Genomic DNA, 25463 nt, shown 5'->3' on the forward strand with positions numbered 1-25463 from the left:
GCGGATGCGGTGAGGGTGGAGCGGCGGGTGCTGGCTCATGGCAGGCGTGCCAGTCATGGCCGGTTCCGCCAGGCGATCCGGTATCACGTGATCAAGGCCGATCCGGCGGCCGCGGAGGCTCGGCGCACCAAGGCGAGGGCCGGTATGCCCCGCACAACCTGGTGAGGGAGCGCAGCACCTGGAGTCTCGCCCAGCCCACGCCGGGCACCTTGAGATTCCCCAGCCCTACGGGCCGCACGTACATCACCACCGCAGACCCCTACCCCGAACCCGAGGCAACCTGACCAACAAGCGCCCCTCGGGGCGCAAGCCCTCCCTAAGGCCCAGGTAGGCACGTGCCCCAACCAGGCCCTACATCAACGCGGCCAACGCCCCTCAAGGTTGCGCATCAACGTCGTAAGCATCTCGCACGCAACACACGCCCGACGGCGAGTGGCTTGCGGTGCATCGAGCTCACGCGGCTGCGCTGAAGGCGACGAAGCTGGTGGTGATGAAGCTGGCGGCGACGCGGGGACGGTGCGAGTGCGTTGAACAGTCCGAGGCCGCGCCGGAGGCGGCACAGGAACCAAGGCAGTCACAGTCCTCGAAACGGTGACAGTGGACGCAACCGGAGCCTGAACGCTGGGAGCCGGTGGTTGCAGAACCGGCTGGGGCCCAGCAACAGCGGCCGCCTGAGCGGCTTCCTGAGTGACCCGGGGCTCCCCAGTGAACGCGACGATCGCGAGCCCAGCAGCGGCAGCGGCGCCAACGACAGCCAGCACCCCGCGCCGACGCGACCAGGAACCCGACCCGACCCGATCACGGCCGGACCGCTTCGCAGAACGCAGAGACTCGTCCGCCGCGGCGATCAACGCCGCAAGGTCCAGCAACCCGGCAGCGACACCAATCGAAACAGAAATCCCGGAAAGAGTCCTCTCCCCGGCAAAAACCCGCATCCCGCGAACACCAACGCGAATCCGTTCAGCAACCCCCATCGCCTCCGAAAGCGAGGTCCCCGGCAAAAGCACCAGGAACTCATCCCCACCATGCCCGCCATACCTCCCCAGCAGATCACCCTTTCGTGTAGTCGCCCGAAGCGTGTCCGCCACCGCCTTCAGCACAGCATCGCCCGCCGGATGCCCATACCTGTCGTTGACGCGCTTGAAGTTGTCCAGGTCCACCACCAGCAACGCGGCGCCGTCGAGCAGCTCAGCCGCCTGCTCGTCCCAGCCCCACCTGTCCAGCAGCAGCGTGAGGCGGTCGGTCGCCCACGGGCTGTGTGGCCCTCCACATGAAGCGCAGCTCACCGGGTCTCTCCCTTCGGGGAAGGCAGAGACTAGCGCCCTTCAGGCTTTCGCGCGCTTCACGATCGGGACGCGGCGGTGCACGAAGTAGAGCATGACCAACAACACAACTATCGCCGCTACATAAGCGAGAACCGCGACATAGTTGCGACCTGCGAAAGTGCCGCCGGTGGGCGGCAGCAGGCAGGCTGCGAATGCAGATCCGACCGTCGCCAACGTCCGGAATCGTTTCGTCCCGGCCAACGACGCGGCCAGGGGAATGGCTGCGAACAACAAATACCAGGGCTGCATCGCGGGGTGCAGAATCAGCCACGCCGCGAGCGACGCACCCAGCCCGGTCATGACACTCCGCCGCCCCTGCAGGCACGTCCACAGCAGCCACACCGTGATCACAGCCGCGGTCGCGTACCCCAGCAGGGTGAACACCTCAAGCACAGCGGTGGTGTGGTTGCCCAGTCCGAGGGTGATGCCCAGGACCCCGCCCAGGTTGCCCAGCTCGGACACCGGCGACATCCAGCTACGCACCAGGCTCGGCGTGCCCAACGCACCCACCCAGCCATAACCGAGCCCCGTGCCGTAGCAAGCGGCGGTCATCGTCACAGCCGCCGTCGCGAAGAACAGCGCGCCCACGCCAAGGAACCGAGGGATCCCGCCGCCCCATCTCCGAGCGACTTGCACGCCGACAAAAGCCGCCGCCACCAGCGCCGGCAGTTTCACCGCCGCGCCCAGCGTGATCACCGCGACGCCGAGCAGGACGAACGTCCACTCCTTGCGCGGCGACGCCAGCGGTGGCGCCCCGGGTTTGGGGAGGTAGCGCAGCGCGATCTCGAACCCGGCCATCATCAGCCCGATCGCGAGGCTCTCGTTGTGCACCCCGGCGACCAGGTGGAACAGCACCAGCGGGTTCAACGCGCCGAACCACAACGCGGTCACCGGCTGCACCCCGAACCGCTTCGCCAACCGCGGCAACGCCCACACGAACAACGCGACGCCAGCCAGAGCCAGCAACCGCTGGGTCAGCACCCCGGTGACAACGTGGTTGCCGGTCACGGAGTTGAGTAAATGGCCGAGCCACAGGAAGAGGGGCCCATACGGCGCCGGGGTGTCGCGCCACATGTTCGACACGCCACGGGTGAGCGGGTCGTCCTGGCCGAGCGCCTGCCCCGGGCCGAGCATGTAGGGATCCAGGCCCTTGGACACGATCGAGCTCTGCGCCAGGTAGCTGTAGACGTCCTTGCTGAACAGCGGCGGGATGAACATCAGCGGCACGGCCCACATCAGCAGCGTCCGGTTGAGCTGGCTGAGGCTCATCAGCCGGGCCCTGGCCGGCCGCGCGAACCGGCCGAGCAGCACCCAGCCGGAGATGACCATGCCCATACCCAGCAGGGCGACCGCGAGCGAGACCCCCGGGATCCGGGCGAACAGGCCGATCACCGGCACGCTGGGCAGCGGGTTGTACACCGGGGCCGCGCCGGCGCCGAGCGAGCCGAAGGCGATGAGCAGCGCGCCCATGGTGCCCCACCGCCGGACCAGGTCCAGCTGGCGGCAGTCCTTCCTGTCCAGCGGCGCCGAGGCAGGCGGAACGGGCACGACGTCGACGGGCACCGGATCGCTCACCACCACCTGCGCAGACTATCGAGAACCTCGGCCGGCCATGTCGGCAACCGAACGAGAACCGCTCAGCTCACGCAGAACCAGCCTCGTGTCGGTCTCGATCACGTTGTAGTCGCGCGGCAACGCCATGACGACCTCGTCCAGTTCGGCCACATCGCGGCACGCCACCGTCAGCGTGTAGTCCCAACGGCCCGTGACGTGAACACCACTCAGTACACACGGGTGGGTCATCAACCGCTGTTCAAGCGAGGCGTGATCGGGACCCGGCCGCAGACGGACGTCGATCAGCGCCCGCAGCGGGCGGCCGAGCGCGGCCGGGGACAGTTCCGCGCGGTAGCCCGTGATCACGCCGGTCTCCTGCAGGCGGCGGACGCGTTCGGCGGTCGCGGTCGGGCTGAGCCGGACCCGGTCGGCCAGGTCGCGGAAGCTGACCCGGCCGTCACGCACCAGCTCGCCGAGGATAATCCGGTCGATCTCGTCCATGGCTTGATTATGTAGTGTTAACTCGGCTGTTGCGCGCTGGAAAACGCTGCCAACTGCGGCAGGCTCGCCCGTAGTCTCAGTGCATGACCGGAAGAGCCGAGAAGTCCGAGGGATACGTCGCCCGCACCAGGCCGGTCGTGCCGCCGATCTACCAGTCGGCCACGTTCTACCTGGACGACCTGGCCTACAAGGACATCCAGCAGAACGGCGGGCTGACCGAGCACTGGTACAGCCGGTTCGCCAACCCGACCGTGGACGCGGCCGCCGCCGAGATCGCCCTGCTGGAGGGGGCGGAGGCGGCGATGATGACGTCCTCCGGGATGGCCGCCATCGCCACCACCCTGGTGACCCTGCTGCAGTCCGGCCGCCGGATCGTGGCCGCCCGCCAGGTCTACGGCGACACCCGTGACCTGCTCGTCCGTGACCTGCCCGCGCTCGGCTTCGACGTCGCCGTGGTCGACTCGGCGGACCTGGACGCGTGGGCCGAGGCGATCACACCGGGCACCGCGATCGTCTACGCCGAGACCCTGTCCAACCCTCAGCTGGAACTGACGAACCTGCCCGTGTTAGCCGACCTCGCGCACAAGGCCGGCGCGAAGCTGGTGGTGGACAACACGTTCGCGACCCCCTACACGGTGAACCCGTTGCGGCTGGGCGCGGACATCGTGGTGCACTCGGCGACGAAGTTCCTCAGCGGCCACTCGGACGTGATCGCCGGGGTGGTGGTGTCCGACCGCGAGACCGTCACCGAGATCCAGCGCCGGATGATCACCTTCGGCGGCTGCCTCGACCCGCACGCGGCTTTCCTGGTCTGGCGCGGACTGCAGACGTTCGACGTCCGCCTCGAACGCTCCTCGGCGACCGCTTTGAAGCTGGCGCAACGGCTTCAGGACCATCCCGGGGTCGAGTCCGTGCGCTACCCGGGTCTGGCGGGCTACGAAGGGCCGGCGGATGTGCTGAAGCCGGGGCGAAGTGGCGCGATGGTGGCGTTCACGGTCCGCGGTGGCAACGACCGTGCGCTCAAGGTGATGCGGCGGCTGACCATCGCCTCCGAGGCGACCAGCCTGGGCGGGGTGGAGACCCTGGTGAGCACCCCGTTCAACTCCTCGCACTTCTCCCTGAGCCCACAGGAGCTGGCGGCCGCGCGCATCGACGAGGGGATGCTGCGCTTCTCCTGCGGACTGGAGGATGCCGAGGACCTGATCAGCGACGTCGAACGGGCGCTGGACGAGACCTCAGCCGGCTGACGGGGTTTCCAGCAGCGCGGGCACGTCCAGCCGGCCGCCCGCGGCCTCGAACTCCGCGCGCACGGCGGCCCGCAGGTCGGCGTCGGTGAGGAAGTCCAACGCCGTCAAGGCAAGCGCGATGGCGCCGTGCACGACCGCTTCGTCCGCACGCTTCGCGGCGGCGTAGCGGGTGAACTCGGCGGTGTGCATGGCCGTTCCCTCCGGCGCGATCGCCAGCGTGGGGTGGATCGACGGCACGCGCAGGCTGATGTTGCCCAGATCGGTCGACCCAAGCGTGCGGTCGGCCGGGGTGACCGGGATGCCGCGGTCGCGCAGGTGCTTGCCGAACCGCGCGGCCAGTGGGCCGTTGCTGCGCACCGGAAGGCACGGCGGGATCTTGTCCCAGGTGGCCTCCAGGCGGGTCTCGGTCATCAGCGCGGCGCCCTCGAGGATCCGGTGCACCCGTCTGCTGAGGTCCACAAGGGACTGTGGGTCGGCCGAACGGAGCAGGAACCGGCCGCTGGCCCGGATCGGCACGACGTTGGCCACGTGGCCGCCCTCGCTGATGATCCCGTGCACCCGCTCGTCCGGTTCGATGTGCTGGCGCAACGCGGCGATCCCTTGGTACGCGGCCACCATCGCGTCCAGCGCGTTGCGGCCGTGCTGCGGGTCGGCGGCGGCGTGTGCGGCGGTGCCGTGGTAGGTCACCTCGACCGAGCGCAGGCCGGAGTTGGTGGCGTTGGCGATGGTCTGGCTGGACGGGTGCAGCATCACCACCGCGTCCAGATCGTCGAAGGCGCCGGTCTGCGCCATGATCTCCTTGCCGGAGCCGTTCTCCTCGGCCGGTGTCCCGTAGAGCACGACAGTGCCGTGTGCCACTTCGGCCAGCCCGAGGAACGCGCCAACGGCGGTGGCGCAGATGATGTTGTGGCCACAGCCGTGCCCGATGTCCGGCAGGGCGTCGTACTGCGCCAGGACGCCGATGCGTGGGCCATCCGTACCAATGGTGGCCTGCAACGCCGTCGGCAGGCCGTAGCAGCCGATCTCGGCCTCGATCCCGTGCGCGGCCAGGGTTTCGGCGACCGCGGCGACGGACAGCTTCTCGTCGAACCCGAGCTCGCCCGCCGCGTGCACGCGGTGGCTGAGCCCGATCAGGGTGGGGGACAGTCGTTCTATGCGTGCGGAGACGCTTTCGTGCATCAAAGTACCTTCGCCGGGAATGCCTTGCTTGGGGTGTCCCTGTTCGATGACCTTGCCCTCGTGGATGAACACCCCGGTCGAGGAGGTTGAGCGCCTTCCCGGTGGCGGCCGCCTTGGTCCGTCTCTTCACCTTCATGGGCGCGAGCGTCACGTTCTCCAGGGCCGTCATGTGTCCGAACAGGGTGAACTGCTGGAACACCATACCGATCTTGGACCGCCGCTCGGTGATCACCTTCGGCGGCGCATCACGGGTCCAAAGTGGACCTGTAGGTGCCGTCGGCGAGGAGCGCGTTGATGGCCGCGGCGATCGCGTCGGCCGGTTGCGTGTCGTCCTCCCTGCAAGAGCACCCTGGAAGGTAACCCGGGAGCCACAGCAGCCCCACGGGTCACACCAGTCACAGCTAGGTAAGGCTGGCCTTGCATGACTCGGGTCACGGTCGACCCTCGTTGAGCTGAGTCCGGGCAATTAGGTAACATCAATGTTGTGAAAAACACTGGACCTGCTCAGCAGCCGGTCGACGGGCCTACCAGGCTCGCCGTCGCCCGTCTGCTGCTCGAGCAGGGGCCGGTGAGCGCGGTGTCCGTGGCCGAGCAGCTGGAGCTCAGCGTGCCGGCGGTCCGTCGTCACCTGGACGCGCTGCTCGCGGACAACCAAGCCTGCACGAGGGAGGCCCCGCAGATCAAAAGCCGGGGCCGTGGCCGGCCGGCGAAGCTCTTCCTCCTCACCGAGGCGGGGCGCGCGCGGTTCGGGCACGCCTACGACGACCTCGCCGTGGCGGCGATCCGGTTCCTCGCCGAGACCGGCGGGGAGGCGGCCGTGAAGGCCTTCGCGGAGCGACGGGTCAGGACGCTCGTCGATCCACATCGGACCGCCGTGGGCGCCGCGGACTCCCCGCAGGAGAAGGCCGAGGCCCTCGCCACCGCGCTGACCCGTGAGGGCTACGCTGCCTCGACTCGTAAGGTCGGGGCGGGAGAACAGCTGTGCCAGCACCACTGTCCGGTGGCGCATGTCGCGGCCGAGTTCCCCCAGCTGTGCGAGGTCGAGACGGCGGCGTTCGCCGACCTGCTCGGCACCCACGTGCAGCGGCTGGCGACCATCGCACGCGGTGACGCCGCGTGTACGACGCACATACCGGTGGAGCCTTATTCCACCCCTCAGGCTGCTGAAGGCCCACCGATCCCGGATGGAGGGAAGCCCGCATGACTGCCGCTGCCGAGCAGCGCACACCCACCACAGAGCCGCTTTCCCAGGAAGAGACTCTCGCCACCCTCGGCCGTTACGAATACGGCTGGGCGGACAGCGATGTGGCCGGTGCCAGCGCTCGCCGTGGCCTGAACGAGGACGTCGTTCGGGACATCTCCGCCAAGAAGGGCGAGCCGGAGTGGATGCTGGAGAGCCGCCTCAAGGGGCTGCAGCTCTTCGACCGCAAGCCGATGCCCAACTGGGGCGCGGACCTGTCGGGCATCAACTTCGACACCATCAAGTACTTCGTGCGCTCGACCGAGAAGCAGGCCGCCTCGTGGGAGGACCTGCCCGAGGACATCAAGAACACCTACGACAAGCTCGGCATCCCCGAGGCGGAGAAGCAGCGCCTCGTCGCCGGTGTCGCGGCGCAGTACGAGTCCGAGGTCGTCTACCACCAGATCCGCGAGGACCTGGAGGAGAAGGGCGTCATCTTCCTGGACACCGACACCGCGCTCAAGCAGCACCCGGAGCTGTTCAAGGAGTACTACGGCTCGGTCATCCCGCACGGTGACAACAAGTTCTCCGCGCTCAACGGCGCGGTCTGGTCCGGCGGCTCGTTCATCTACGTGCCGAAGGGCGTGCACGTCGACATCCCGCTGCAGGCCTACTTCCGGATCAACACCGAGAACATGGGCCAGTTCGAGCGGACGCTGATCATCGTCGACGAGGACGCCTACGTGCACTACGTCGAGGGCTGCACGGCGCCGATCTACTCGTCCGACTCGCTGCACTCCGCGGTCGTCGAGATCATCGTCAAGAAGGGCGGCCGCTGCCGCTACACGACCATCCAGAACTGGTCGAACAACGTCTACAACCTGGTCACCAAGCGCGCCAAGGCCGAAGAGGGCGCGACCATGGAGTGGATCGACGGCAACATCGGCTCCAAGGTCACCATGAAGTACCCGTCGGTGTTCCTGATGGGCGAGCACGCCAAGGGCGAGGTCCTCTCGATCGCGTTCGCGGGCGAGGGCCAGCACCAGGACGCCGGCGCCAAGATGGTGCACATGGCGCCGCACACCTCGTCGACCATCGTGTCGAAGTCGGTCGCCCGCGGCGGTGGCCGTACCTCGTACCGCGGCCTGGTCCAGGTGAACAAGCGGGCGCACCACTCGAAGTCCACGGTGAAGTGCGACGCGCTGCTGGTCGACACGATCTCCCGGTCGGACACCTACCCGTACGTGGACATCCGTGAGGACGACGTCCAGATGGGCCACGAGGCGACCGTCTCGAAGGTCAGCGAGGACCAGCTGTTCTACCTGATGTCCCGCGGTCTCACCGAGGACGAGGCGATGGCGATGGTCGTGCGCGGCTTCGTCGAGCCGATCGCCCGTGAGCTGCCAATGGAATACGCGCTCGAGCTGAACCGCCTGATCGAGCTGCAGATGGAAGGGGCCGTCGGCTGACATGGCGGAGCTAGTCAAGGAGCACTCACACGGCGTGGGTGCCGTGGTACCGGCCGCCTCCAGGGCCGCCCAGTTCGCGTCGTTCGACGTGGACGCGTTCGAGGTGCCCGGTGGCCGTGAGGAGATCTGGCGCTTCACCCCGATGAAGCGGCTGCGCAACCTGCACAGCGGCGCCGTCGCCGACGGACAGGCCACTGTGGACGTTGCCGCGCCCGCTGAGGTCGTCGTGGAGACCGTCCAGCGCGGTGACGATCGTCTTGGTACCGCTGGGACTCCGGACGACCGGATCGCGGCGCAGGCCTGGTCGTCCTTTGTGGATGCCACCGTGGTGACGTTCCCGAAGGAGACCCGCCCGCAGACCACGACCATCACGGTCACCGGCCCGGGCGAGGGCAAGACCGCCTACGGGCACCTGCAGGTCCGCGTGGAGCAGTTCGCCGAGGCCGTCGTGGTCATCGACCACCGCGGTTCGGGGACGTACGCCGACAACGCGGAGTTCGTCGTGGGCGACGGCGCGCGGCTGACCGTGGTGTCCGTGCAGGACTGGGCGGACGACGCGGTGCACGTGTCCTCGCACCACAACAAGCTGGGCCGGGACGCGACCCTCAAGCACACCACGATCACCCTCGGCGGCGACCTCGTGCGTCTCTCGCCGACCGTGACCTACGCCGAGCGCGGCGGCGACGCCGAGCTGCTGGGCCTGTACTTCGCCGACGCCGGGCAGCACTTCGAGAACCGGACGTTCGTCGACCACGCGGTGCCCAACTGCAAGTCCAATGTGGTCTACAAGGGCGCGCTGCAGGGCGAGGGCGCGCACACGGTGTGGATCGGCGACGTGCTCATCCGCGCGGCCGCAGAGGGCACCGAGACCTTCGAGCTCAACCGCAACCTGGTGCTCACCGACGGCGCCCGCGCCGACTCGGTGCCCAACCTGGAGATCGAGACCGGCGAGATCGCCGGCGCCGGCCACGCCAGCGCCACCGGCCGGTTCGACGACGAGCAGCTGTTCTACCTGCAGGCCAGGGGAATTCCCGAGGAGCAGGCCCGCCGCCTCGTGGTGCGCGGCTTCTTCCACGAGATCCTGGTCAAGATCGGCGTCCCCGAGCTGCGCGAGCGCCTGGAGGCCGCGATCGAGGCCGAGCTCGAGGCGGTCGGCACATGATGACCAGTCCCGACATGCTTTTTCCCGTGGAGGGACAGTGATCAGAGTGTGCGCACTGTCCGAACTGGACGACAAGAAGCCTCTTGCCGTCGAGGTCGGTGACGTCGCCGTCGTGCTGGTGCGCGAGGGCGACCAGGTGCACGCCCTGCGAGACGAGTGCTCGCACGCTTCGCTGTCGCTGTCCGAGGGCGAGGTCACCCGCAAGGGAATCGAGTGCTGGCTGCACGGTTCGTGTTTCGACCTGCGCACCGGGCAGCCGTCCTCCCCGCCCGCCACCGAACCCGTGGACGTCTACGCGGTTCGCGTCGACGGCGACGACGTGTACGTCGACCCCCCACACACCCTGAACTGACTGCAAGCTAAGGAAAGCAAACGAGCATGGCCACCCTGGAGATCAAGGACCTGCACGTCTCGGTCGTCGCCGACGAGACCGAGAAGGAGATCCTGTCCGGCGTCAACCTGACCATCAAGGCCGGCGAGACGCACGCGATCATGGGCCCCAACGGGTCCGGCAAGTCCACCCTGTCCTACGCCATCGCCGGTCACCCCAAGTACACCGTGACCTCCGGCGAGGTGCTGCTGGACGGCGAGAACGTGCTGGACATGAGCGTCGACGAGCGCGCCCGCGCCGGGCTGTTCCTGGCGATGCAGTACCCGGTCGAGGTGCCCGGCGTGTCCATGTCGAACTTCCTGCGCACCGCGGCCACCGCCGTGCGCGGCGAGGCGCCGAAGCTGCGGACCTGGGTCAAGGAGGTCAAGGGCGCGATGTCCGACCTGGACATCGACCCCGCCTTCGCCGAGCGCAGCGTGAACGAGGGTTTCTCCGGCGGTGAGAAGAAGCGCCACGAGATCCTGCAGCTGGGCCTGCTCAACCCGAAGATCGCGATCCTGGACGAGACGGACTCCGGTCTCGACGTGGACGCGCTGCGCGTGGTGTCCGAGGGTGTGAACCGCTACCGCGCCTCCGGCGAGGCCGGCGTCATGCTGATCACCCACTACACCCGGATCCTGAAGTACATCAAGCCGGACTTCGTGCACGTGTTCGCCGGCGGCAGGATCGTCGAGTCGGGCGGCCCCGAGCTGGCCGACCAGCTCGAGACCGACGGCTACGTGAAGTACACCGGCAAGCGCGAGGAAGCTGTCGCACAGTGACGAACGACGCGTTGGACGTGTCCGCGATCCGCAAGGACTTCCCGATCCTGCAGCGGACGATCCGGGACGGCAAGGCGCTGCACTACGTCGACTCCGGTGCGACGTCGCAGCGCCCCACGCAGGTGCTGGACGCCGAGCGGGAGTTCGTCGAGACGTCCAACGCCGCCGTGCACCGCGGTGCCCACCAGCTCGCCGAAGAAGCCACCGACGCCTACGAGGGCGCGCGGTCCAAGATCGCGGACTTCATCGGCGCGGACACCGGCGAGCTGGTGTTCACCAAGAACGCCACCGAGGGCATCAACCTGGTGGCGTACGCGATGAGCAACGCGTCCGTTTCCGGCCCGGAGGCGCAGCGGTTCCTGCTCGGCCCGGGTGACGAGATCGTCATCACCGAGATGGAGCACCACGCGAACCTCGTTCCGTGGCAACAGCTCGCGCTGCGCACCGGCGCCACCCTGCGCTGGTTCGGCGTGACCGACGAGGGCAGGCTCGACCTGTCCGACATCGACGAGCTGGTCAACGAGCGCACCAAGATCGTGGCGTTCACCCACCAGTCCAATGTGGTCGGCACGGTCAACCCCGTGCCGGTGCTCGCGGAGAAGGCGCAGTCGGTGGGTGCGCTGACCGTGCTGGACGCCTGCCAGTCGGTGCCGCATTCCCGGGTGGACTTCCAGCGGCTGGGCGTGGACTTCGCGGTGTTCAGCGGGCACAAGATGCTCGGCCCCTCGGGGATCGGCGTGCTGTACGGGCGGCGGTCGCTGCTCGAGGCGATGCCGCCGTTCCTGACCGGCGGGTCGATGATCGAGATGGTGCACATGGCGCGGTCCACGTTCGCCCCGCCACCCGCGCGGTTCGAGGCGGGCGTGCCGATGACCTCGCAGGCCGTCGGCCTGGGCGCGGCGGTGGACTACCTGTCGGCCATCGGCATGGACAAGATCGCGGCCCACGAGCACAAGCTCACCGCCGCCGCCCTGACCGGCCTGCAGGAGATCCCCGGCGTGCGCATCGTCGGCCCGGTCTCGACCGAGTCCCGCGGCAGCGCCGTCTCGTTCGTGATCGACGGCGTGCACCCCCACGACGCCGGCCAGGTCCTGGACAGCCACGGCGTCGAGGTCCGCGTCGGGCACCACTGCGCGTGGCCGCTGCACCGCCGGCTGGGAATTCCGGCGAGCATCCGCGCGTCGTTCTATCTGTACAACGACCTGGACGACGTCGCCGCCCTGCTGGACGGGGTGCGCGAGACCAAGCGGTTCTTCGGAGTGTGAGCCGGCATGCAGATGGAGCAGCTGTACCAGGAGATCATCCTGGACCACTACAAGAACCCCCACGGGCGCGGCCTGCGGGACCCCTTCGACGCGGAGTCCTTCCAGGTCAACCCCACCTGCGGGGATGAGGTCACGCTCCGGGTCAAGCTCGACGGCGAGACCGTCGCCGACGTCTCCTACGAAGGCCAGGGCTGCTCGATCAGCCAGGCCTCGACCTCGGTGCTGACCGACCTCGTGGTGGGCCGCAGCGTCGGCGAGGCGTTCAAGACCCTCGACGCGTTCACCGAGCTGATGCAGGGCCGCGGGCAGGTGGAGCCGGACGAGGACGTGCTCGAGGACGGCGTCGCGTTCGCCGGCGTCGCCAAGTATCCGGCGCGCGTGAAGTGTGCTCTGCTTGGGTGGATGGCATTCAAGGACGCGGTGTCGCGAGCGGAGGCGGCTTAGATGGCAGCAGCCTGGCCGGATCACTTGCTGACTCTGGAGGAGTTCGACGCCCTCCCGGAGGACAACACCCGTCGCTACGAACTGCAGGAAGGCGTCCTGATCCAGTCGGCGTTCCCGCCGCGCGTTCGAGTCCCGGACATCGTGGTGGTGCCGGAAGATCCCGCGAACGACACCGTTTCGAGGTTCAACGCGGATCGGGTCCTGCTCGCTGTCGAGGTTATATCGCCTGGTTCGCGAGTGACCGACACAGCGACGAAGCCCGCCGAATACGCTGCGGCGGGTATTCCGCACTACTGGGTGATCGACATCGAGGGAACCTTGTCGCTGACGGCGTACCACTTGGCCGGCGACTTGGGCTACCGGCAGGATCCGCCTGCCACCAAGCGTTTCACGACAGCTGAGCCGTTCCAGCTGGACATCGACTTGACAACGTTGCAACTGTCCCGCCGTGAGTTTGATGGGAGGGTGGACCAGTGACCGAGACCAACGAGGCCGATGTCGTGCGGGGTGCCGCCGGGATGCCCGAGGCCGCGCCGAAGGCGGATGTCGCCGCGATCGACGACATCGAGGAGGCCATGCGGGATGTGGTCGACCCGGAGCTCGGGATCAACGTGGTGGACCTCGGGCTGGTGTACGACATCAAGGTCGAGGACGACAACATCGCGACCATCGACATGACGCTGACGTCGGCGGCGTGCCCGCTGACGGACGTCATCGAGGACCAGACGCGCACCGCGTTGACCGGGGGGCCGGGTGGCGGGATCGTCACCGACTTCCGGATCAACTGGGTGTGGATGCCGCCGTGGGGTCCGGAGAAGATCACCGAGGACGGCCGCGAGCAGCTGCGCGCGCTCGGGTTCACCGTGTGATCCGGTGATCCTGCCCGACATCGTGGCCCCGGGCCTTTCCGTGCTGTTCTGCGGGATCAACCCGGGGCTGCTGTCTGCCCAGCTCGGCCAGCACTTCGCCCGCCCCGGCAACCGGTTCTGGCCCGCGCTGCACCTCTCCGGGTTCACCCCCCGGCAGCTCAAGCCGTCCGAACAACACGAGCTGCTCGGCTACGGCCTGGGCATCACCAACATGGTCGCCCGCCCCACCGCCAGGGCGTCCGAGCTCACCGGCCAGGAATTCGTCCAGGGAGCCGAGATCCTGACCAAGCTGGCCGGGAAGTACCGCCCGCAAACGGTTGCCGTCGTCGGCGTGACCGCCTACCGCGCCGGGTTCGCCCGTCCAAAAGCGACGATCGGCCCCCAGCCGGAAACCCTTGGTCCCAGCAAACTCTGGGTCCTGCCCAACCCCAGCGGCCTGAACGCCCACTACCTGCTGCCCGCTTTGGCCGACGAGTTCCGGAAGTTGCGACTGTCCGTATTAGATTGACCGGCATGTCTGAAGAGCAGTACGAGGAGACGCGGCGGGGCCCGTTCGACCGGTGGTGTGTCCTGATCGAGGAGACCGTCGGCCGCGGTGACTACGCCCGATGGGAACTCACCCAGATCAAGTCGTTCGGCAGCCGCCCCGACGCGCTGGCGGAGGCCGCCACTCTCGCCAAGGGTTACCAACCCGAGAACCCGTCGAAGCCGACCGGCCGCCGGATCTTCCGGACCGGCGAGGACCTGTGGACCGTCCAGGTGCGCGGTGCCAAGGACTTCCATTTCCGGGTGACCGTCGCGAAACCCGAGACGCCCTAGTCCTTGCCCGGGCACTCGGCTTCGAACCAGACCGCGGTCAGGTCCCGGGCCGTGATGGTCATCGAGCCGTTGAGGAACACGAGCTCGTGCGTGCAACCCCCAGCTGCGGGCACGACCTCGTCCACCACCACGCCGCCGTGCCACTGCCGCCACGACTCGCCGGACGCCATGTCGACGGCGAACGCGGTCACGCCGGTGTAGTGGATGGTCAGGTCGTCCTCGTGCTTCCAGCAGTTGTGCTGGAAGTCGAGGTCGATGGACGGCTGCTCGCTGTCGTTGAACAGCACCCCGCGCAGCTTGAGGTCCTTGACGCACCGCTTGCCGACGTAGTCGTAGTGGCCGGGGTCGGTCGCGAACACCCGCGCGCCGTCCGGCAAGTCCCCGGCGAGCGAGGGCAGCCGTTCCAGGTACTCGTCCACGTCGACGGCGGAGTCGCCGGGCGTCACTTTCACGTACCTCACAAGCGGCCTCCCCTTCGCGCCGCTTGATGGTCACACGACCGCGGGAAGCCGACAACGCGATTGCCGGTGCGGGACAATCCGACCGTGAAGATCAGCCTGCCGCCGTGGCCCGCGACCCCGCCAAGCCACGGTTCGGTGATCCTGCGCCAGTACCGCGACGACGACGCGCACCTGGTGCAGGAGATGGGTGAGGACGAGTACATCGCACAGATGGGCGCCCTACCGCCGCACCCCACCACCGAACAGGCCCTCGCGTACATCAACGCGTACCGCCAGTGGGCCGCCGACGGGGTGGGGTTCGGCTTCGCCATCGCCGACAAGACGACCGATCGGGCACTCGGTGAGATCGTGCTGCGGTTGGATCTCGGCATCGGGATCGCGACCACCGGCTACTCCGTGTCCCCGCTGCACCGCCGCAAAGGCGTGGCGACGCAGGCTCTGCGGGCATTGGTCGCGTACGCGTGGACCATTCCGGTGCTGTACCGGATCGAGCTGGAGACCGAACCGTCGAACCACGCCTCGATCCGGGTCGCCGAGTCCGCGGGCTTCCGTCTCCACGGCACCGGCCACCGCGAGATCGGCGGAGCCACTCGTGCGGTGGTGCGGTACGTGCTCAACCGATGAAAACGGTGTGTCACGCGGACTAAGGTTGGGTCATGAGCACTGGGGGCTGGGAAGCATTGATCGAGGCCGCGTTCCGTACGAGTGACTACTCCGAGGCGCGGGTCCTGCTGGAGAAGAACCTCGCCGAGGCCGACGGAGAAGCCGCCGAGGCCACGGCGTCGCACGAGCTGGGGTGGCTGCTGCACTTCGAGGCGCTCGACCGGCTCATCGACGGCGGCGAGGCGGGCGACATCGACGCGGAGGAGGCGCTTTTCCAGCGGGCGCTGACGATCCGGCGGCAACTGGGCGATACCGGTGGGGTGGCGCAGTCGGCGTTCGGGCTTGGGTTGGTGCATCAGGTTTTGCGCCGGGACTGGGGGACGGCGGTGCCGTTGTTCCAGGAGGCGCTGGACCTGGCACAGGACCTGCTGACCAAGTCCGAAGCCCACCGCCACATGGGTTTCTACTACCTGTACGAGGCCAAGCAGCCCGACGAGGCCGTGCGCCACCTGCGGGCCTCCCTGGATCTGCGGCACGAGTACCGCGACGAACGCTGGACTCCCAGCGGCACAATGGCTCTCGGCCAGGCGTACCTCGCCGCCGGGGACAGGGCCGAGGCGATCAAGCTGCTGCGGCAGGCCGTGCAGGAGTCCCGGGACGCCGGTCTGCACCCGCGACGGACCGCGCGGGCCGAACAGACCCTGCGCGAGGCGTTGGAATGAAAGGCCTTTCTGCTGCTCGACGTGGACAGCTCGATGCTCACCCAGCTCGCGGATGAGACCGGTCTGGTGCTGGGGTGGGCGACGACGTGGGAGCACAAGGCGAATCTGTATGTGGGGCCTGCGATCGGGTTCCCGGAGCTGCCGGTGATCGAGTTTGCGGACACCCGGCGGCCAGTGGGCTACTCGATTGCCTTGAGGGCGGCCTTTTCGATGGTGTCCTCGTCCAGTAGCACGTGGTTGGCGGCGGCGCCGAGCGGGATGAAGCAGTCCTCGCTGGTCACGCGGGTGAGCGAGCCTTTGAAGCCCGCGTCGATCAGCGCGGTGAACACCGACTCGGACACGCCACCGGTCCGCCGGGTCTCGTCGACGACCAGCACCTGCCCGGTCGCCGAGGCGTGCTCAACCAAGTCCGCTACTGGCAACGGGTTGAGCCACCGCAGATCCAGCACCCGCACCGAAGGCAGCCGGGACGCCACCCGCAGGCTCATGGGCACACCGTTGGCGAACGACACGATCGTCAACGCCGTCCCCGATCCGTACACCCGGGCCCGCCCGATCGGCGCGGTCACGGGAGTTCCGTCGGCCAGCCAAGCGGAGTCGCCGGGGTGGAGATCCTTGGTGTGGTACAGCGCGATCGGTTCCAGGAACAGGGAAACGCGGCCGTCGGTGCGGGCGGCCGCGGCGCACGTGTGCAGCATCGCGGCGGCGTCGTCGGCGCGGGACGGCGAAGCGATGACCACGCCGGGGATGTCCCGCAGCGCGGCGACGGAGTTGTCGTTGTGGAAGTGGCCGCCGAAGCCCTTCTGGTAGGCGTAGCCGGCGATCCGCACGATCATCGGGTTGCTGAACTGGGTGTTGGAGAAGAACCGCATGGTCGAGGCCTCGCCGCGGATCTGGTCGGCGGCGTTGTGGAAGTAGGCCAGGTACTGGATCTCCGGCACCGGCAGGAACCCGTGCATGCCGGTGCCCAGCGCCATGCCCAGGATGGACTGTTCGTCCAGGACGGTGTCGAACACCCGCGCCGGCCCGAACCGCTTGTGCAGTCCCCGGGTCACGCCGTAGACGCCGCCCTTGCGGGCCACATCCTCGCCGAACACCAGCACGCTGGGATCGGACTCCATCAAAGCGGCCAGTGCCTGGTTCACTCCTTGGGCCAGCGTCCCGGATACCGAGACGGCCGGAGCGTCCACAGGGGACGGACGCAGCGGTGCCATCACTTCCGTGGCACTGGCGAGCTTCGGCCGGGACACTGCCTCCGCGGCGGCTGCCGCGACCTCGTCCTGCTTGGCGGAATACCGGTCCAGAACCTGGGACGGCGTCAGAACCCCATGGGAGACAAGCAACTCGGCCGTCCGTAGGACCGGGTCACGGGCGTAGTCGGCGGTGATCTCGCCCGGTGTCCGGTACGCGCTCTCGACATCCGAGCCGGCGTGGCCCATCAGCCGGACGGTCCGCAGGTGCAGGAAGGCCGGTTGCCGGGACGACCGCACCCAGTCCGCCGCCTCAGCGGCGACGGACAGAACCGACACGATATCGCTGCCGTCGGCGTGGAAGTACCGCATCCCGGACCTCGAGTAGACCGTGGAGATCCAGTCCGGGGGAGTGCGGACGCTGATCCCTATCCCGTTGTCCTCGCAAACGAACAACAACGGCAACGGCAGATGTTGGTGAGCGCAGTGCCGGGCCGCGTTGAACGCGCCAACGGCGGTGGAATGGTTGGCCGAGGCATCGCCGAATCCGCATATCACGATCGATTCCGAAGGCCACGGGGAATCGATTCCGAGCCGGGCCGCGCGTTCGATCCCGAATGCCAGGCCGACCGCCCTGGGCAGGTGGGAGGCGATTGTCGAGGTCAGCGGGATGACCGACAACCCCTGGTGACCCAGTACCTTGTGCCGCCCGCCGGCGATGGGCTCGTCGCGGGCCGCCGCAACCCCTGACATCACGTCGAGTAACGGCGACGAACCCGGCACCATGTTCGCCCGTTGGACGTAGAAGGCACCCGATCGATAGTGCAGCAACGCGGGATCCGTCACCCGCAACACGGCCGCGACACCCGCGCTGCCCTCGTGCCCGGATGACCCGATCGAGTAGAAACCCTGACCCTGCGCACCCAGCCGGCGCGCGGCCAGGTCGAGGTGCCTGCTGCCCAGCTGGGCGTCGAAGATGTCCAGCACGACGGCCGGTAGTGAGTCGTTGGGGCGGCCGGGCCGCAGCGCCGCGACCGCGGCCCGGAAGTGCTCGTCGATCGGTTCGCTCACCAGGTGAGCCTGCCCCGGCCCCGGCCGGGGACGCAATCCCCTGGTTTGTCAAGTAGCGGTTCTGTCAAAAGGGGTGAGGATACTCTTCAGGTGGCGTGAAGGCTGTGTCACAACGTGGAATAGGGGTTGTGAGTACTTTCTCATTCCGTTTCCATGAATATGTCAGGTCCGGAAGGAGGGATGATCATGACGACGATGCACAGGCCGGCCATTGAGGACGAGCCACAGGACCGGGTCGAGTGGGAGCTGCCCGAACAGCTGGACGACGACTACTTCGAGCCGACGATCGTCCGCGGCCGCGAGTAGCCGCACGCCCGCCGGACGGCGACATCGAGGTCGCCCCGCGCAGGCGTGGGCAGCACCGCGGCGACGTGGGCGTCCGGCCGGATGAGCCAAGCCTCGCCAGGCCTCGCGGCCAACGCGGCCGCCAGGTCCCGTGTCATGGGCACGACCCGGACCGGCGGGGGGCACGGCTCGAACACCGGCGAGTTTTCGCTGGTCAGCAGGAGAAAACCGTCCCGAGCGAGGGCGCGCAGGCGGCCGAGCGGGGTCACGACGTCCGGAACGAGCGTCCCAGGTGCTGGGACCGGGAGTTCACCACGTGGTGGCCGGGCTGACAACGGGCGGCTGGGGTCTGGGGTGGTCAAGGGCGACCGCGCGTACCAGAACGGCTCGGCGAGCCTGCCGGAGTCCACTTCGGGGATACGCGCCTCATCGAGCACGGCACGGCGGTACTCCGCCTGCGTGGCGTCCTGGGGGACGAGAAAGCGCATGGTCGCGCTGGTGACATCCAGGTTCTCGAGAGCGGCGGCGTGCCGCTCGTCGTTGTAGGACTCCGGCAAAGCCTCGCCGGCCCAGCCGTTGAGCACGAAGGCGATCTTCCAGGCCGCGTTCTCCGCGTCGGCCACGCCCGAGTTCAGCCCGCGCGCCCCGAACGGCGCATACAGGTGCGCCGCGTCGCCCGCCAGCAGCACCCGGCCGGCTCGCATCCGGCTGGCCACCTGCGAGGAGAACCGGTACACCGACTTCCACTCGATCGTGTAGTCCTTGTCACCGATGATGGCCCGGATGCGTCTGTCCAGGTGGCCACCGGCCTCCTCGGCGGCCAGGTCGTAGTCCCCGGGCACCTGCCAGTCGATCCGGAACGTCGACCCTGGGCACGGGTGGATCAGCACCTGACGCCCCGGGTTCCACGACGGGTCGAAATAGAACCGACGCTCGCTGGCCCAGCCAGGTAGGTCGGTCCGAATGTCGCAGATCAGGAACCGGTCGTCGAAGACCTGGCCGCCGAAGGAAATACCCAGCGACCGGCGCAGCGCCTCGCTGTGCCCGCCCGAGCAGAGCACCACGTAGTCCGCCTCGAATGTCCCCTGCGCGCAGCTGACCGTGCCGGATTCGCTGATTCCGGTGACCTCGTGTCCCCACCGCACATCGATCAGCGGCTGCGCGGCGATCCGTTCGTCCAGGATCTGCTCGGTGCGCGACTGGGAGATGTTGACGAACGGCGGGAATGCGGCGCCGGGCGTTTCCGGCAGCGTGACGGCGAACAGTTCCGCGTCCCGGTGGAACGTCCGGTTGGTCCGCCAGGTGACGCCCTCCTCGGCGATCTGGCGGCCGGCGCCGACCGAGTCCCAGATGTCGAGCACGTCGCGTTGCTGGCAGATCGCCTTGGACCCCACCGGTTCGCGGTGCGGGCGGCGGTCCAGCAGCAGCACCGGGACGCCCCACCGGGCCAGCAACAGCGCACAGGTCTGCCCGACCGGCCCGTTGCCGACCACGATCACCCGGCTCATCGCTGCAGCTGCTCCCACACCTCGCGGTCGCGCTCGGCGGTCCAGATCACCGGACGCTCCACACCGGACAGTTCGTCCCACAGCCGGGACACGTCGAACGGCAGGCAGTGTTCGAAGATCGGCCAGCGGCCGTACTCGTCGGCCAGGGCCGCGTGGCACGCCTCGAACGCGTCCTTGAGCGAACCGCCGCTCTGCTGGGCGGCGCTGACCTCGCGGACCATGACCGTCAGGAAGTGCTTGGTCTGGGCGATCGCGGCCGCGACGGCGTCGGAACCCCTTGCCACCGCGCCCCTTCCGCCGATCAGGGTCTCGGCGCCGAGCGCGGCGATGTTGTCCAAAGTGGACGCCAGCCAGTCGCGGTGGAACGCGTCCCCGGTGTAGAGCGCGGCCTGCGACTCCACTAGATCGCCCGCGAACAGGATCTTCTGATTCGGCAGCCACGCCACGATGTCGCCCTCGGTGTGCCCGCGCCCCAGGTAGCGCAGGCTCAGCTCGCCGCGGTCGCCGCCGAGCGGGATGGTGAGCCGGTCGTTGAACGTCAGCGTCGGCCAGGTCAGCCCGGGGATCGACTCGGGTTGCTTGAACAGCCGGGGCATCCGGCCGAACTCCGACTCCCAGTCCTGCTGCCCCCGTTCGGCGATCAGCATCCGGGTGTTCTCGTGCGCGATGATCACCTCGGCGTCGAACGCGCTGGCCCCCAGCACCCGCACGGCGTGGTAGTGCGACAAAACCAGGTACCGCACGGGTTTCTGGGTGTGTTCGCGCAACCGGGCGAGCCATTCCCTGGCTGCCACCGGCGTCGCCAGAGCCTCGAAGCAGACGAGGAAGTCCTCGCCCTCCACCGCCCCGATGTTCGGATCCCCCTCGGCCGTCAGCGCGTACACACCATCGGCCAGCACTTCGAGGGTCTGCTGCTTCTCGGTCAGGTCCGCTGAGGACGCGAAGGGCTTCGTTGCCATGCCACCCACCATAGAGCCCTCGTGAGTGGTTTTGCTCGTACCAACAAGCAGAACCACTCACGAGGAGGTCAGGCCAGGAGCTGGCGTTGTTTGCGGAGTTCGCGGGGCATGTTCCAGCCCAGGACGCCGGTGAGGGCGCCGTCGCGGTGGTAGTGGGCGATGAACTTGTCGTCGGCCGGGTCGCCTTGGGCCACCGTCACTTCCGCGTCCGGGGTGAGGTGGCCGAAGGCGGCGACCTTGGTCTCGTACTGGTCGGTCCAGAAGTACGGGATCGGGGTGAACGGGGTGGCCGCGCCCAGCAGGTTGCGGGCGGCGGCCATGCCCTGTTCGGTGGCGTTCATCCGGTGTTCGACGCGCATCCGCTCGCCGAACTTCTGGTGTGGCCAGCTGGCCACGTCGCCGGCCGCGTACACTCCGGGCGCTGCTTGGCATTCCGCGTCACAGACGACACCGTTGTCAACCGTGACACCGCTGTCGGCGAGCCAGTCGGTGGCGGGCACCGCCCCGATCGCGACCAGCACGACGTCCGCGTCCAGTACGGTGCCGTCGTCGAGTTCGACGCCGGTGACTTGGTCCGTGCCGAGCATCTTCGCCACGCCGACGCCTGTACGGACGTCGACGCCCTTGCGGCGGTGCAGCTGCGCGATGTGCCCGCCGATCTCCGCACCGAACTGCCGGATCATGGGCTGTGCCAACGGATCCACGACGGTCACGGTCAGCCCGAGCTGCCGGGCGGACGCGGCCGCCTCGCAGCCGAGGAAGCCCGCGCCGATCACCACGAGCCTTGCGGCCGCCAGCAGCTCCGCGCGGAAAGCCGTTGACTGGTCCAGGGTTCGCAGCACGTGCACGCCCTTGAGCTGATGCCCGTCGGGCAACATCCGGGGCCGCACACCGGTCGCGATGATCAGGCCGTCGTAGCCGACCCGGTAGCCATCGGCGAGTTCGACCACCCGCGCGTCGGTGTCGAGCCTCACCGCCGTGGCACCCAGCCGCAGGCCGATCCCGGCGTCGGCGTAGTCGGCGTCCTTGCGCAGCGACACCTTCGCCGGTTCCCAGGTGCCGGACAGCACCTGCTTGGACAGCGGTGGACGGTCATACGGCAGGTGCAGCTCGTCACCCACGAGAGTGATCTCGGCGGTGAAGCCCTCGCGCCGCAGGGTCTCCGCCGCGGTCAGGCCTGCGGCGGACGCGCCCACGATGACTACTTTGTCCACTTGTCAGGTCTCCCAGGTCACCGGCAGCTTTCGGACACCGTAGACCAGGGTGTTGTGCTTGAACTCCAGTTCTTCCAGTCCGACTGCCAGTCGCAGCGTGGGTATCCGGGTGAACAGCCGGACGAACGCCTCCTGCAGCTCGACCCGGGCCAGCTGCTGGCCGAGGCACTGGTGGATGCCGAACCCGAACGCCAGGTGCCGGTTGGTGGTGCGGCCCAGGTCGATCGTCTCGGGGTCGTCGAAGAACCGGTCGTCCCGGTTGCCCGCGGCCAGGGAGGCGACCACCCAGTCGCCGGCGCGGATCTTCTCGTTGCCCAGGTCGATGTCCTCGGTCGCGTGCCGCAGCAGGCCCCACTGGACCAGCGAGATGTACCGGAGCATCTCCTCGACGGCGCTGGGCGCCAGCGACGGCTCCGCCCGCAGCCGGTCCACCTGCTCGGGGTGCTGCAGCAGGGCGATGGTGCTCAGCGCGATCTGGTTCGCGGTGGTCTCGTGCCCGGCGATCAGCAGCGTGGTGGCGATGTCGACCAGGATCGGGATGGGCAACGGCTCGCCCGACTCCCGGCCGCGCACGATCAGCCGGCTGATCAGGTCCTCGCCCGGCTCGGCGGCCTTGCCCTCGAACAGCTCCGCCATGTACTGCTGCAGCCTGCCGTAGGTGGCGAACCGCGTCCCGGGGTCGTTGTCGATGGCCATCAGCACGGCGCTCCACTCGTGGAACTCGTGCCGGTCCTCGTAGGGCACCCCGAGCAGCTCGCAGATCACCAGCGACGGGATGGGCAGCGCGAACTCGGTCCACAGGTCGACCGGCTTCGGCCCGGCCAGCATCGCGTCGATGTGCTCGTCGATGATCCGCTGGATGTAGGGCCGCATCTGCTCGATCCGGCGGACGGTGAACTCCGCGATGACCGCGCGGCGCAGCTTGGCGTGCGCCTCGCCGTCCAGCTGCAGCAGGCTGCCGGGGGAGACCTCCTTGGTCAGGTCGACGCCCGGGGTGGCGTGCGAGGAGGGCGCCTTGTGCGAGCTGAACCGCGGGTCCTTGAGCATGGTCCGGACGTCTTCGTAGCGCGTGACCACCCACGCGTCGATCCCGGCCGGGCACGCGGCCTGGACGATCCGGTCGGAGTCCCGCAGCCGGGCCAGTTCGGCCGGTGGGTCGAACGGGCACTCGGCCGCGCGCTCCATGGGGAACGCCGGCGTTGTGGACATGGCGCTGGACATGTCTGTCATGTGGTGGAGACCCCTTCCAAAATGGCAGTTAGTGCCATAATGCAAAGACTGCCATCAGGCAGGAAGTGTCGCAAGGGCGACCAACGCGCCGGACATCCGTGCCGCTGTTACCCTGCTCGCTTGAATTGCCTGGCAGGAGGGGTGGTCTTGGGTCTTCGCGAGCTGAAGATGGAGCGCACCAGGGCGCTCATCGCCGAGAAGGCCTTCGAGTTGTTCACCACACAGGGCTTCGAGCACACCACCATCGAGCAGATCGCCGCCGCCGCGGAGGTCGGCCCGCGCACCCTCTACCGGTACTTCCCGACCAAAGAGGCCCTGATCGTCAACTTCGTCGACATCCACCTCACCGCCTCGCTGGACAGCCTCCGCGCCCAACCGGATGACACCCCGCTGGCCTCGGCGTTGTACGCGCTGGTCGAGAGCGTGATCACCTCAACGACGGAGAACGCCGAACGAGTCCTCGCCGTCTACGAACTCGCGGCGCGGACCCCCTCCGTCCAGGCACAGTTCAGCGGGTTGTGGTCGGCCTGGCGCGAGGCGTGTGCCGCCGAGGTGACCCGTCGCCACCGCGGCAAACCCGGCGACATGTGCCCCAGCCTTGCCGCTGCCACCACCATGGTCGTCATCGACGTGTGCGTCCGGCACTGGGTCGAGTCCGGCGGCCGCGCCAACATGCGCCGCCTCGTCAACAAAGCCCTCGACCTGTTGCGCTCCGGCGAAGTCCCGATCGCCACGCCGTAGCTGGTGGACACGAGTTCTGCGCGTACGGGACAGTGGCGTGGTGGGGGGACGATGGGGTTGCCGTCGTAGGGGCCGGTGAGCCGGGCTTCGCCGTTGTGGAGGCTGCCGGGGTATGCGCGGTTCTGGGCCGCGTCGACGGTGTCTTCGGTTGGTACGCCGGTCACTGCGTTCGCCTTGCAGATCCTCGCGTTGGAGACGTTGCACGCCAGTACCGCGCAGCTTGGTCTGGTGAATGCGGCGCGCTGGGCGCCGTATCTGGTGATGGGTCTGGTTGCCGGGGTGCTGCTTGATCGGTATCGGCGCAAGCCGGTCCTGGTGGTGACCGATCTCGGCCGCGCCGCGCTGTTGTGTGTGCTGCCGGTGCTGGCGTTCGCGGATGCGTTGACCATCTGGGCGCTTGCTGTGGTCGTGTTCGCGTTCGGGGTGCTGTCACTGCTGTTCGACGCGGCTGACCAGTCGTTTCTGCCCCGGCTGGTGCCCGGGGAGTTGCTCACCGCCGCCAACGCCCGGCTGGAGCAGTCCGATGCCGCCGCCCAGACCGCCGGGCCGGTGCTGGCCGGCGCGCTGATCAAGGTGGTCGGTGCGCCGGTGGCGATCCTGTTCGACGCGGTCTCCTACCTGGTCTCCGGCCTGCTGCTGGCGTCGATCCCGGTGCGGGAGCCAGCGCCTCGCCATCGCGATCGGCGTCCGATGTGGACGGAACTGCGTGAGGGCCTGATGTACGTCTACCGGCATCGGATGCTGGCTCCGGCGGCGCTGTCCAGCCATCTGTGGTTTCTGGCCAACAGCATGCTCGGCACGGTCTACACCGCCTACGGCCTGTATGAACTCCGGCTCGGCGAGTTCTGGCTGGGCGTGACCCTGGCCAGTGCGAGTGCCGGCGCGGTGCTCGGCGGGGCGTTCGCGCAACGAGCGGGGCGACGGTTCGGCGCGGGGCGGGTGAGCATCATGGCGCATGTCGTGATGCCGGTGGCGTGGGTGCTGGTGCCGCTCGCCAGATCCGGTCCCGTGGCGGTGGTCCTGCTCGCCGCGGCGCAGTTCATCACCTGGGCGACGATGGGCGCCGCGAGCCCGAACGAGATGGGCTACCGGCAGTCGGTGACCCCGGACCACTTGCAAGGCCGGATGAACACCACGATCCGCTCACTCAACCGCGGCATGATCGTGGTCGGCGCGCCGCTGGGCGGGATCCTCGCCGACACCGCCGGGTTCCGCACCGCGTTGTGGACCGGTATCGCCGGTCTGGTGGGCGCGGCCGTGATCCTGATCTGCTCCCCGTTCCGGCACGCCAGGATCCAGACGGCTTGACCCAG

Annotated in this window: 26 protein-coding genes; 16 read left to right on the forward strand and 10 right to left on the reverse strand. The window is 68.5% G+C overall.

Going from position 1 to position 25463, the window contains the following annotated elements:
- Positions 1–356: 356 nt before the first annotated feature.
- The 3 genes from AB0J95_RS08835 to AB0J95_RS08845 are packed head-to-tail and all read right to left on the reverse strand — an operon-like array spanning position 357 to position 3380.
- Positions 357–1286, reverse strand: coding sequence for a GGDEF domain-containing protein (locus AB0J95_RS08835; protein WP_364754401.1), 930 nt, complete (start codon positions 1284–1286; stop codon positions 357–359).
- A gap of 39 nt (positions 1287–1325) precedes the next feature.
- Positions 1326–2906, reverse strand: a complete 1581-nt coding sequence (gene mptB / locus AB0J95_RS08840; RefSeq protein ID WP_364754404.1) for a polyprenol phosphomannose-dependent alpha 1,6 mannosyltransferase MptB — start codon at positions 2904–2906, stop codon at positions 1326–1328.
- 9 nt (positions 2907–2915) lie between these two features.
- Positions 2916–3380 (reverse strand): Lrp/AsnC family transcriptional regulator, encoded by a 465-nt coding sequence (locus AB0J95_RS08845; RefSeq protein WP_364754406.1) that lies wholly within the window; start codon positions 3378–3380, stop codon positions 2916–2918.
- Between the two features lie 83 nt (positions 3381–3463).
- On the opposite strand from AB0J95_RS08845, the gene AB0J95_RS08850 reads away from it, so the two are divergent.
- The gene (locus AB0J95_RS08850; RefSeq protein WP_364754409.1) at positions 3464–4627 is read left to right on the forward strand and encodes an aminotransferase class I/II-fold pyridoxal phosphate-dependent enzyme; all 1164 of its coding nucleotides are present in this window, start codon (positions 3464–3466) and stop codon (positions 4625–4627) included.
- Here AB0J95_RS08850 and AB0J95_RS08855 read toward each other — a convergent pair.
- On the reverse strand, positions 4616–5878 hold the full coding sequence (locus AB0J95_RS08855) for an amidohydrolase (protein WP_364754411.1): 1263 nt from the start codon (positions 5876–5878) through the stop codon (positions 4616–4618). The two genes, AB0J95_RS08850 and AB0J95_RS08855, sit on opposite strands and share 12 nt — an antisense overlap.
- Before the next feature lie 412 nt (positions 5879–6290).
- Here AB0J95_RS08855 and AB0J95_RS08860 point away from each other — a divergent pair, with 412 nt between their 5' ends.
- Genes AB0J95_RS08860 through AB0J95_RS08910 form a run of 11 tightly spaced genes read left to right on the forward strand, consistent with a single transcriptional unit; the run spans position 6291 to position 14166 of the window.
- The gene (locus AB0J95_RS08860) at positions 6291–7010 is read left to right on the forward strand and encodes a metalloregulator ArsR/SmtB family transcription factor (protein ID WP_364754414.1); all 720 of its coding nucleotides are present in this window, start codon (positions 6291–6293) and stop codon (positions 7008–7010) included.
- Positions 7007–8455 (forward strand): Fe-S cluster assembly protein SufB, encoded by a 1449-nt coding sequence (gene sufB / locus AB0J95_RS08865; RefSeq protein WP_364754417.1) that lies wholly within the window; start codon positions 7007–7009, stop codon positions 8453–8455. Before AB0J95_RS08860 ends, sufB begins: the two co-directional genes overlap by 4 nt.
- Before the next feature lies 1 nt (position 8456).
- Complete coding sequence (gene sufD, locus AB0J95_RS08870; protein WP_364754420.1) at positions 8457–9617, forward strand: Fe-S cluster assembly protein SufD; 1161 nt, start codon at positions 8457–8459, stop codon at positions 9615–9617.
- A gap of 37 nt (positions 9618–9654) precedes the next feature.
- Positions 9655–9969: a non-heme iron oxygenase ferredoxin subunit gene (locus AB0J95_RS08875; protein ID WP_364754422.1), complete on the forward strand. Its 315-nt coding sequence runs from the start codon at positions 9655–9657 to the stop codon at positions 9967–9969.
- Positions 9970–9995: 26 nt separating this feature from the next.
- Positions 9996–10769: a Fe-S cluster assembly ATPase SufC gene (sufC, locus tag AB0J95_RS08880; RefSeq protein ID WP_364754425.1), complete on the forward strand. Its 774-nt coding sequence runs from the start codon at positions 9996–9998 to the stop codon at positions 10767–10769.
- Entirely contained in the window at positions 10766–12034 is a 1269-nt protein-coding gene (locus tag AB0J95_RS08885; protein ID WP_364754428.1) for a cysteine desulfurase, read from the forward strand. Before sufC ends, AB0J95_RS08885 begins: the two co-directional genes overlap by 4 nt.
- Positions 12035–12040: 6 nt before the next feature.
- Positions 12041–12478: a Fe-S cluster assembly sulfur transfer protein SufU gene (sufU, locus tag AB0J95_RS08890; RefSeq protein ID WP_364754431.1), complete on the forward strand. Its 438-nt coding sequence runs from the start codon at positions 12041–12043 to the stop codon at positions 12476–12478.
- Complete coding sequence (locus AB0J95_RS08895; protein WP_364754433.1) at positions 12479–12955, forward strand: Uma2 family endonuclease; 477 nt, start codon at positions 12479–12481, stop codon at positions 12953–12955. It abuts the gene before it with no gap.
- A 41-nt stretch (positions 12956–12996) separates the two neighbouring features.
- Positions 12997–13347: a metal-sulfur cluster assembly factor gene (locus tag AB0J95_RS08900; RefSeq protein ID WP_364755035.1), complete on the forward strand. Its 351-nt coding sequence runs from the start codon at positions 12997–12999 to the stop codon at positions 13345–13347.
- 7 nt (positions 13348–13354) lie between these two features.
- On the forward strand, positions 13355–13855 hold the full coding sequence (gene mug / locus AB0J95_RS08905; protein ID WP_364755038.1) for a G/U mismatch-specific DNA glycosylase: 501 nt from the start codon (positions 13355–13357) through the stop codon (positions 13853–13855).
- 5 nt (positions 13856–13860) lie between these two features.
- Complete coding sequence (locus tag AB0J95_RS08910; protein WP_364754436.1) at positions 13861–14166, forward strand: hypothetical protein; 306 nt, start codon at positions 13861–13863, stop codon at positions 14164–14166.
- Here AB0J95_RS08910 and AB0J95_RS08915 read toward each other — a convergent pair.
- Positions 14163–14627, reverse strand: a complete 465-nt coding sequence (locus tag AB0J95_RS08915; RefSeq protein ID WP_364754437.1) for a hypothetical protein — start codon at positions 14625–14627, stop codon at positions 14163–14165. The two genes, AB0J95_RS08910 and AB0J95_RS08915, sit on opposite strands and share 4 nt — an antisense overlap.
- A gap of 84 nt (positions 14628–14711) precedes the next feature.
- Here AB0J95_RS08915 and AB0J95_RS08920 point away from each other — a divergent pair, with 84 nt between their 5' ends.
- Together AB0J95_RS08920 and AB0J95_RS08925 are read left to right on the forward strand one after the other, a co-directional pair.
- Entirely contained in the window at positions 14712–15251 is a 540-nt protein-coding gene (locus AB0J95_RS08920) for a GNAT family N-acetyltransferase (RefSeq protein WP_364754440.1), read from the forward strand.
- Positions 15252–15283: 32 nt separating this feature from the next.
- Complete coding sequence (locus AB0J95_RS08925; protein WP_364754442.1) at positions 15284–15952, forward strand: tetratricopeptide repeat protein; 669 nt, start codon at positions 15284–15286, stop codon at positions 15950–15952.
- Positions 15953–16131: 179 nt separating this feature from the next.
- On the opposite strand, the gene AB0J95_RS08930 is transcribed toward AB0J95_RS08925, so the two are convergent.
- The 5 genes from AB0J95_RS08930 to AB0J95_RS08950 form a co-directional block, all read right to left on the reverse strand.
- Positions 16132–18213, reverse strand: a complete 2082-nt coding sequence (locus AB0J95_RS08930) for a thiamine pyrophosphate-dependent enzyme (RefSeq protein WP_364754444.1) — start codon at positions 18211–18213, stop codon at positions 16132–16134.
- A gap of 269 nt (positions 18214–18482) precedes the next feature.
- The gene (locus AB0J95_RS08935) at positions 18483–20006 is read right to left on the reverse strand and encodes an FAD-dependent monooxygenase (protein WP_364754447.1); all 1524 of its coding nucleotides are present in this window, start codon (positions 20004–20006) and stop codon (positions 18483–18485) included.
- Entirely contained in the window at positions 20003–20965 is a 963-nt protein-coding gene (locus tag AB0J95_RS08940) for an MBL fold metallo-hydrolase (protein ID WP_364754450.1), read from the reverse strand. The genes AB0J95_RS08935 and AB0J95_RS08940 overlap by 4 nt, the downstream gene beginning before the upstream one ends.
- A 68-nt stretch (positions 20966–21033) precedes the next feature.
- Positions 21034–22179 carry an FAD-dependent oxidoreductase gene (locus AB0J95_RS08945; protein ID WP_364754452.1) on the reverse strand — a complete coding sequence of 382 codons (1146 nt, stop codon included), beginning with the start codon at positions 22177–22179 and terminating at the stop codon, positions 21034–21036.
- Between the two features lie 3 nt (positions 22180–22182).
- Complete coding sequence (locus AB0J95_RS08950) at positions 22183–23409, reverse strand: cytochrome P450 (RefSeq protein ID WP_364754454.1); 1227 nt, start codon at positions 23407–23409, stop codon at positions 22183–22185.
- Positions 23410–23556: 147 nt separating this feature from the next.
- Here AB0J95_RS08950 and AB0J95_RS08955 point away from each other — a divergent pair, with 147 nt between their 5' ends.
- Together AB0J95_RS08955 and AB0J95_RS08960 are read left to right on the forward strand one after the other, a co-directional pair.
- Positions 23557–24150: a TetR/AcrR family transcriptional regulator gene (locus AB0J95_RS08955; RefSeq protein ID WP_364754456.1), complete on the forward strand. Its 594-nt coding sequence runs from the start codon at positions 23557–23559 to the stop codon at positions 24148–24150.
- Positions 24151–24225: 75 nt separating this feature from the next.
- Positions 24226–25458, forward strand: a complete 1233-nt coding sequence (locus tag AB0J95_RS08960) for an MFS transporter (RefSeq protein ID WP_364754459.1) — start codon at positions 24226–24228, stop codon at positions 25456–25458.
- Positions 25459–25463 lie beyond the last annotated feature (5 nt).

This window comes from Actinocrispum sp. NPDC049592 (assembly GCF_040675465.1).
GTDB lineage: Bacteria > Actinomycetota > Actinomycetes > Mycobacteriales > Pseudonocardiaceae > Kibdelosporangium.

What these genes read in the sequence shown, in the direction of transcription:
- AB0J95_RS08925 (WP_364754442.1), top strand. Translation starts at nt 15,284, where the DNA reads ATGAGCACTGGGGGCTGGGAAGCATTGATCGAGGCCGCGTTCCGTACG.
- sufD (WP_364754420.1), top strand. Translation starts at nt 8,457, where the DNA reads ATGGCGGAGCTAGTCAAGGAGCACTCACACGGCGTGGGTGCCGTGGTA.
- AB0J95_RS08900 (WP_364755035.1), top strand. Translation starts at nt 12,997, where the DNA reads ATGCCCGAGGCCGCGCCGAAGGCGGATGTCGCCGCGATCGACGACATC.
- AB0J95_RS08850 (WP_364754409.1), top strand. Translation starts at nt 3,464, where the DNA reads ATGACCGGAAGAGCCGAGAAGTCCGAGGGATACGTCGCCCGCACCAGG.
- sufB (WP_364754417.1), top strand. Translation starts at nt 7,007, where the DNA reads ATGACTGCCGCTGCCGAGCAGCGCACACCCACCACAGAGCCGCTTTCC.
- sufC (WP_364754425.1), top strand. Translation starts at nt 9,996, where the DNA reads ATGGCCACCCTGGAGATCAAGGACCTGCACGTCTCGGTCGTCGCCGAC.
- AB0J95_RS08940 (WP_364754450.1), bottom strand. Translation starts at nt 20,965, where the DNA reads ATGGCAACGAAGCCCTTCGCGTCCTCAGCGGACCTGACCGAGAAGCAG.
- AB0J95_RS08910 (WP_364754436.1), top strand. Translation starts at nt 13,861, where the DNA reads ATGTCTGAAGAGCAGTACGAGGAGACGCGGCGGGGCCCGTTCGACCGG.
- sufU (WP_364754431.1), top strand. Translation starts at nt 12,041, where the DNA reads ATGCAGATGGAGCAGCTGTACCAGGAGATCATCCTGGACCACTACAAG.
- AB0J95_RS08950 (WP_364754454.1), bottom strand. Translation starts at nt 23,409, where the DNA reads ATGACAGACATGTCCAGCGCCATGTCCACAACGCCGGCGTTCCCCATG.
- AB0J95_RS08845 (WP_364754406.1), bottom strand. Translation starts at nt 3,380, where the DNA reads ATGGACGAGATCGACCGGATTATCCTCGGCGAGCTGGTGCGTGACGGC.
- AB0J95_RS08935 (WP_364754447.1), bottom strand. Translation starts at nt 20,006, where the DNA reads ATGAGCCGGGTGATCGTGGTCGGCAACGGGCCGGTCGGGCAGACCTGT.
- AB0J95_RS08895 (WP_364754433.1), top strand. Translation starts at nt 12,479, where the DNA reads ATGGCAGCAGCCTGGCCGGATCACTTGCTGACTCTGGAGGAGTTCGAC.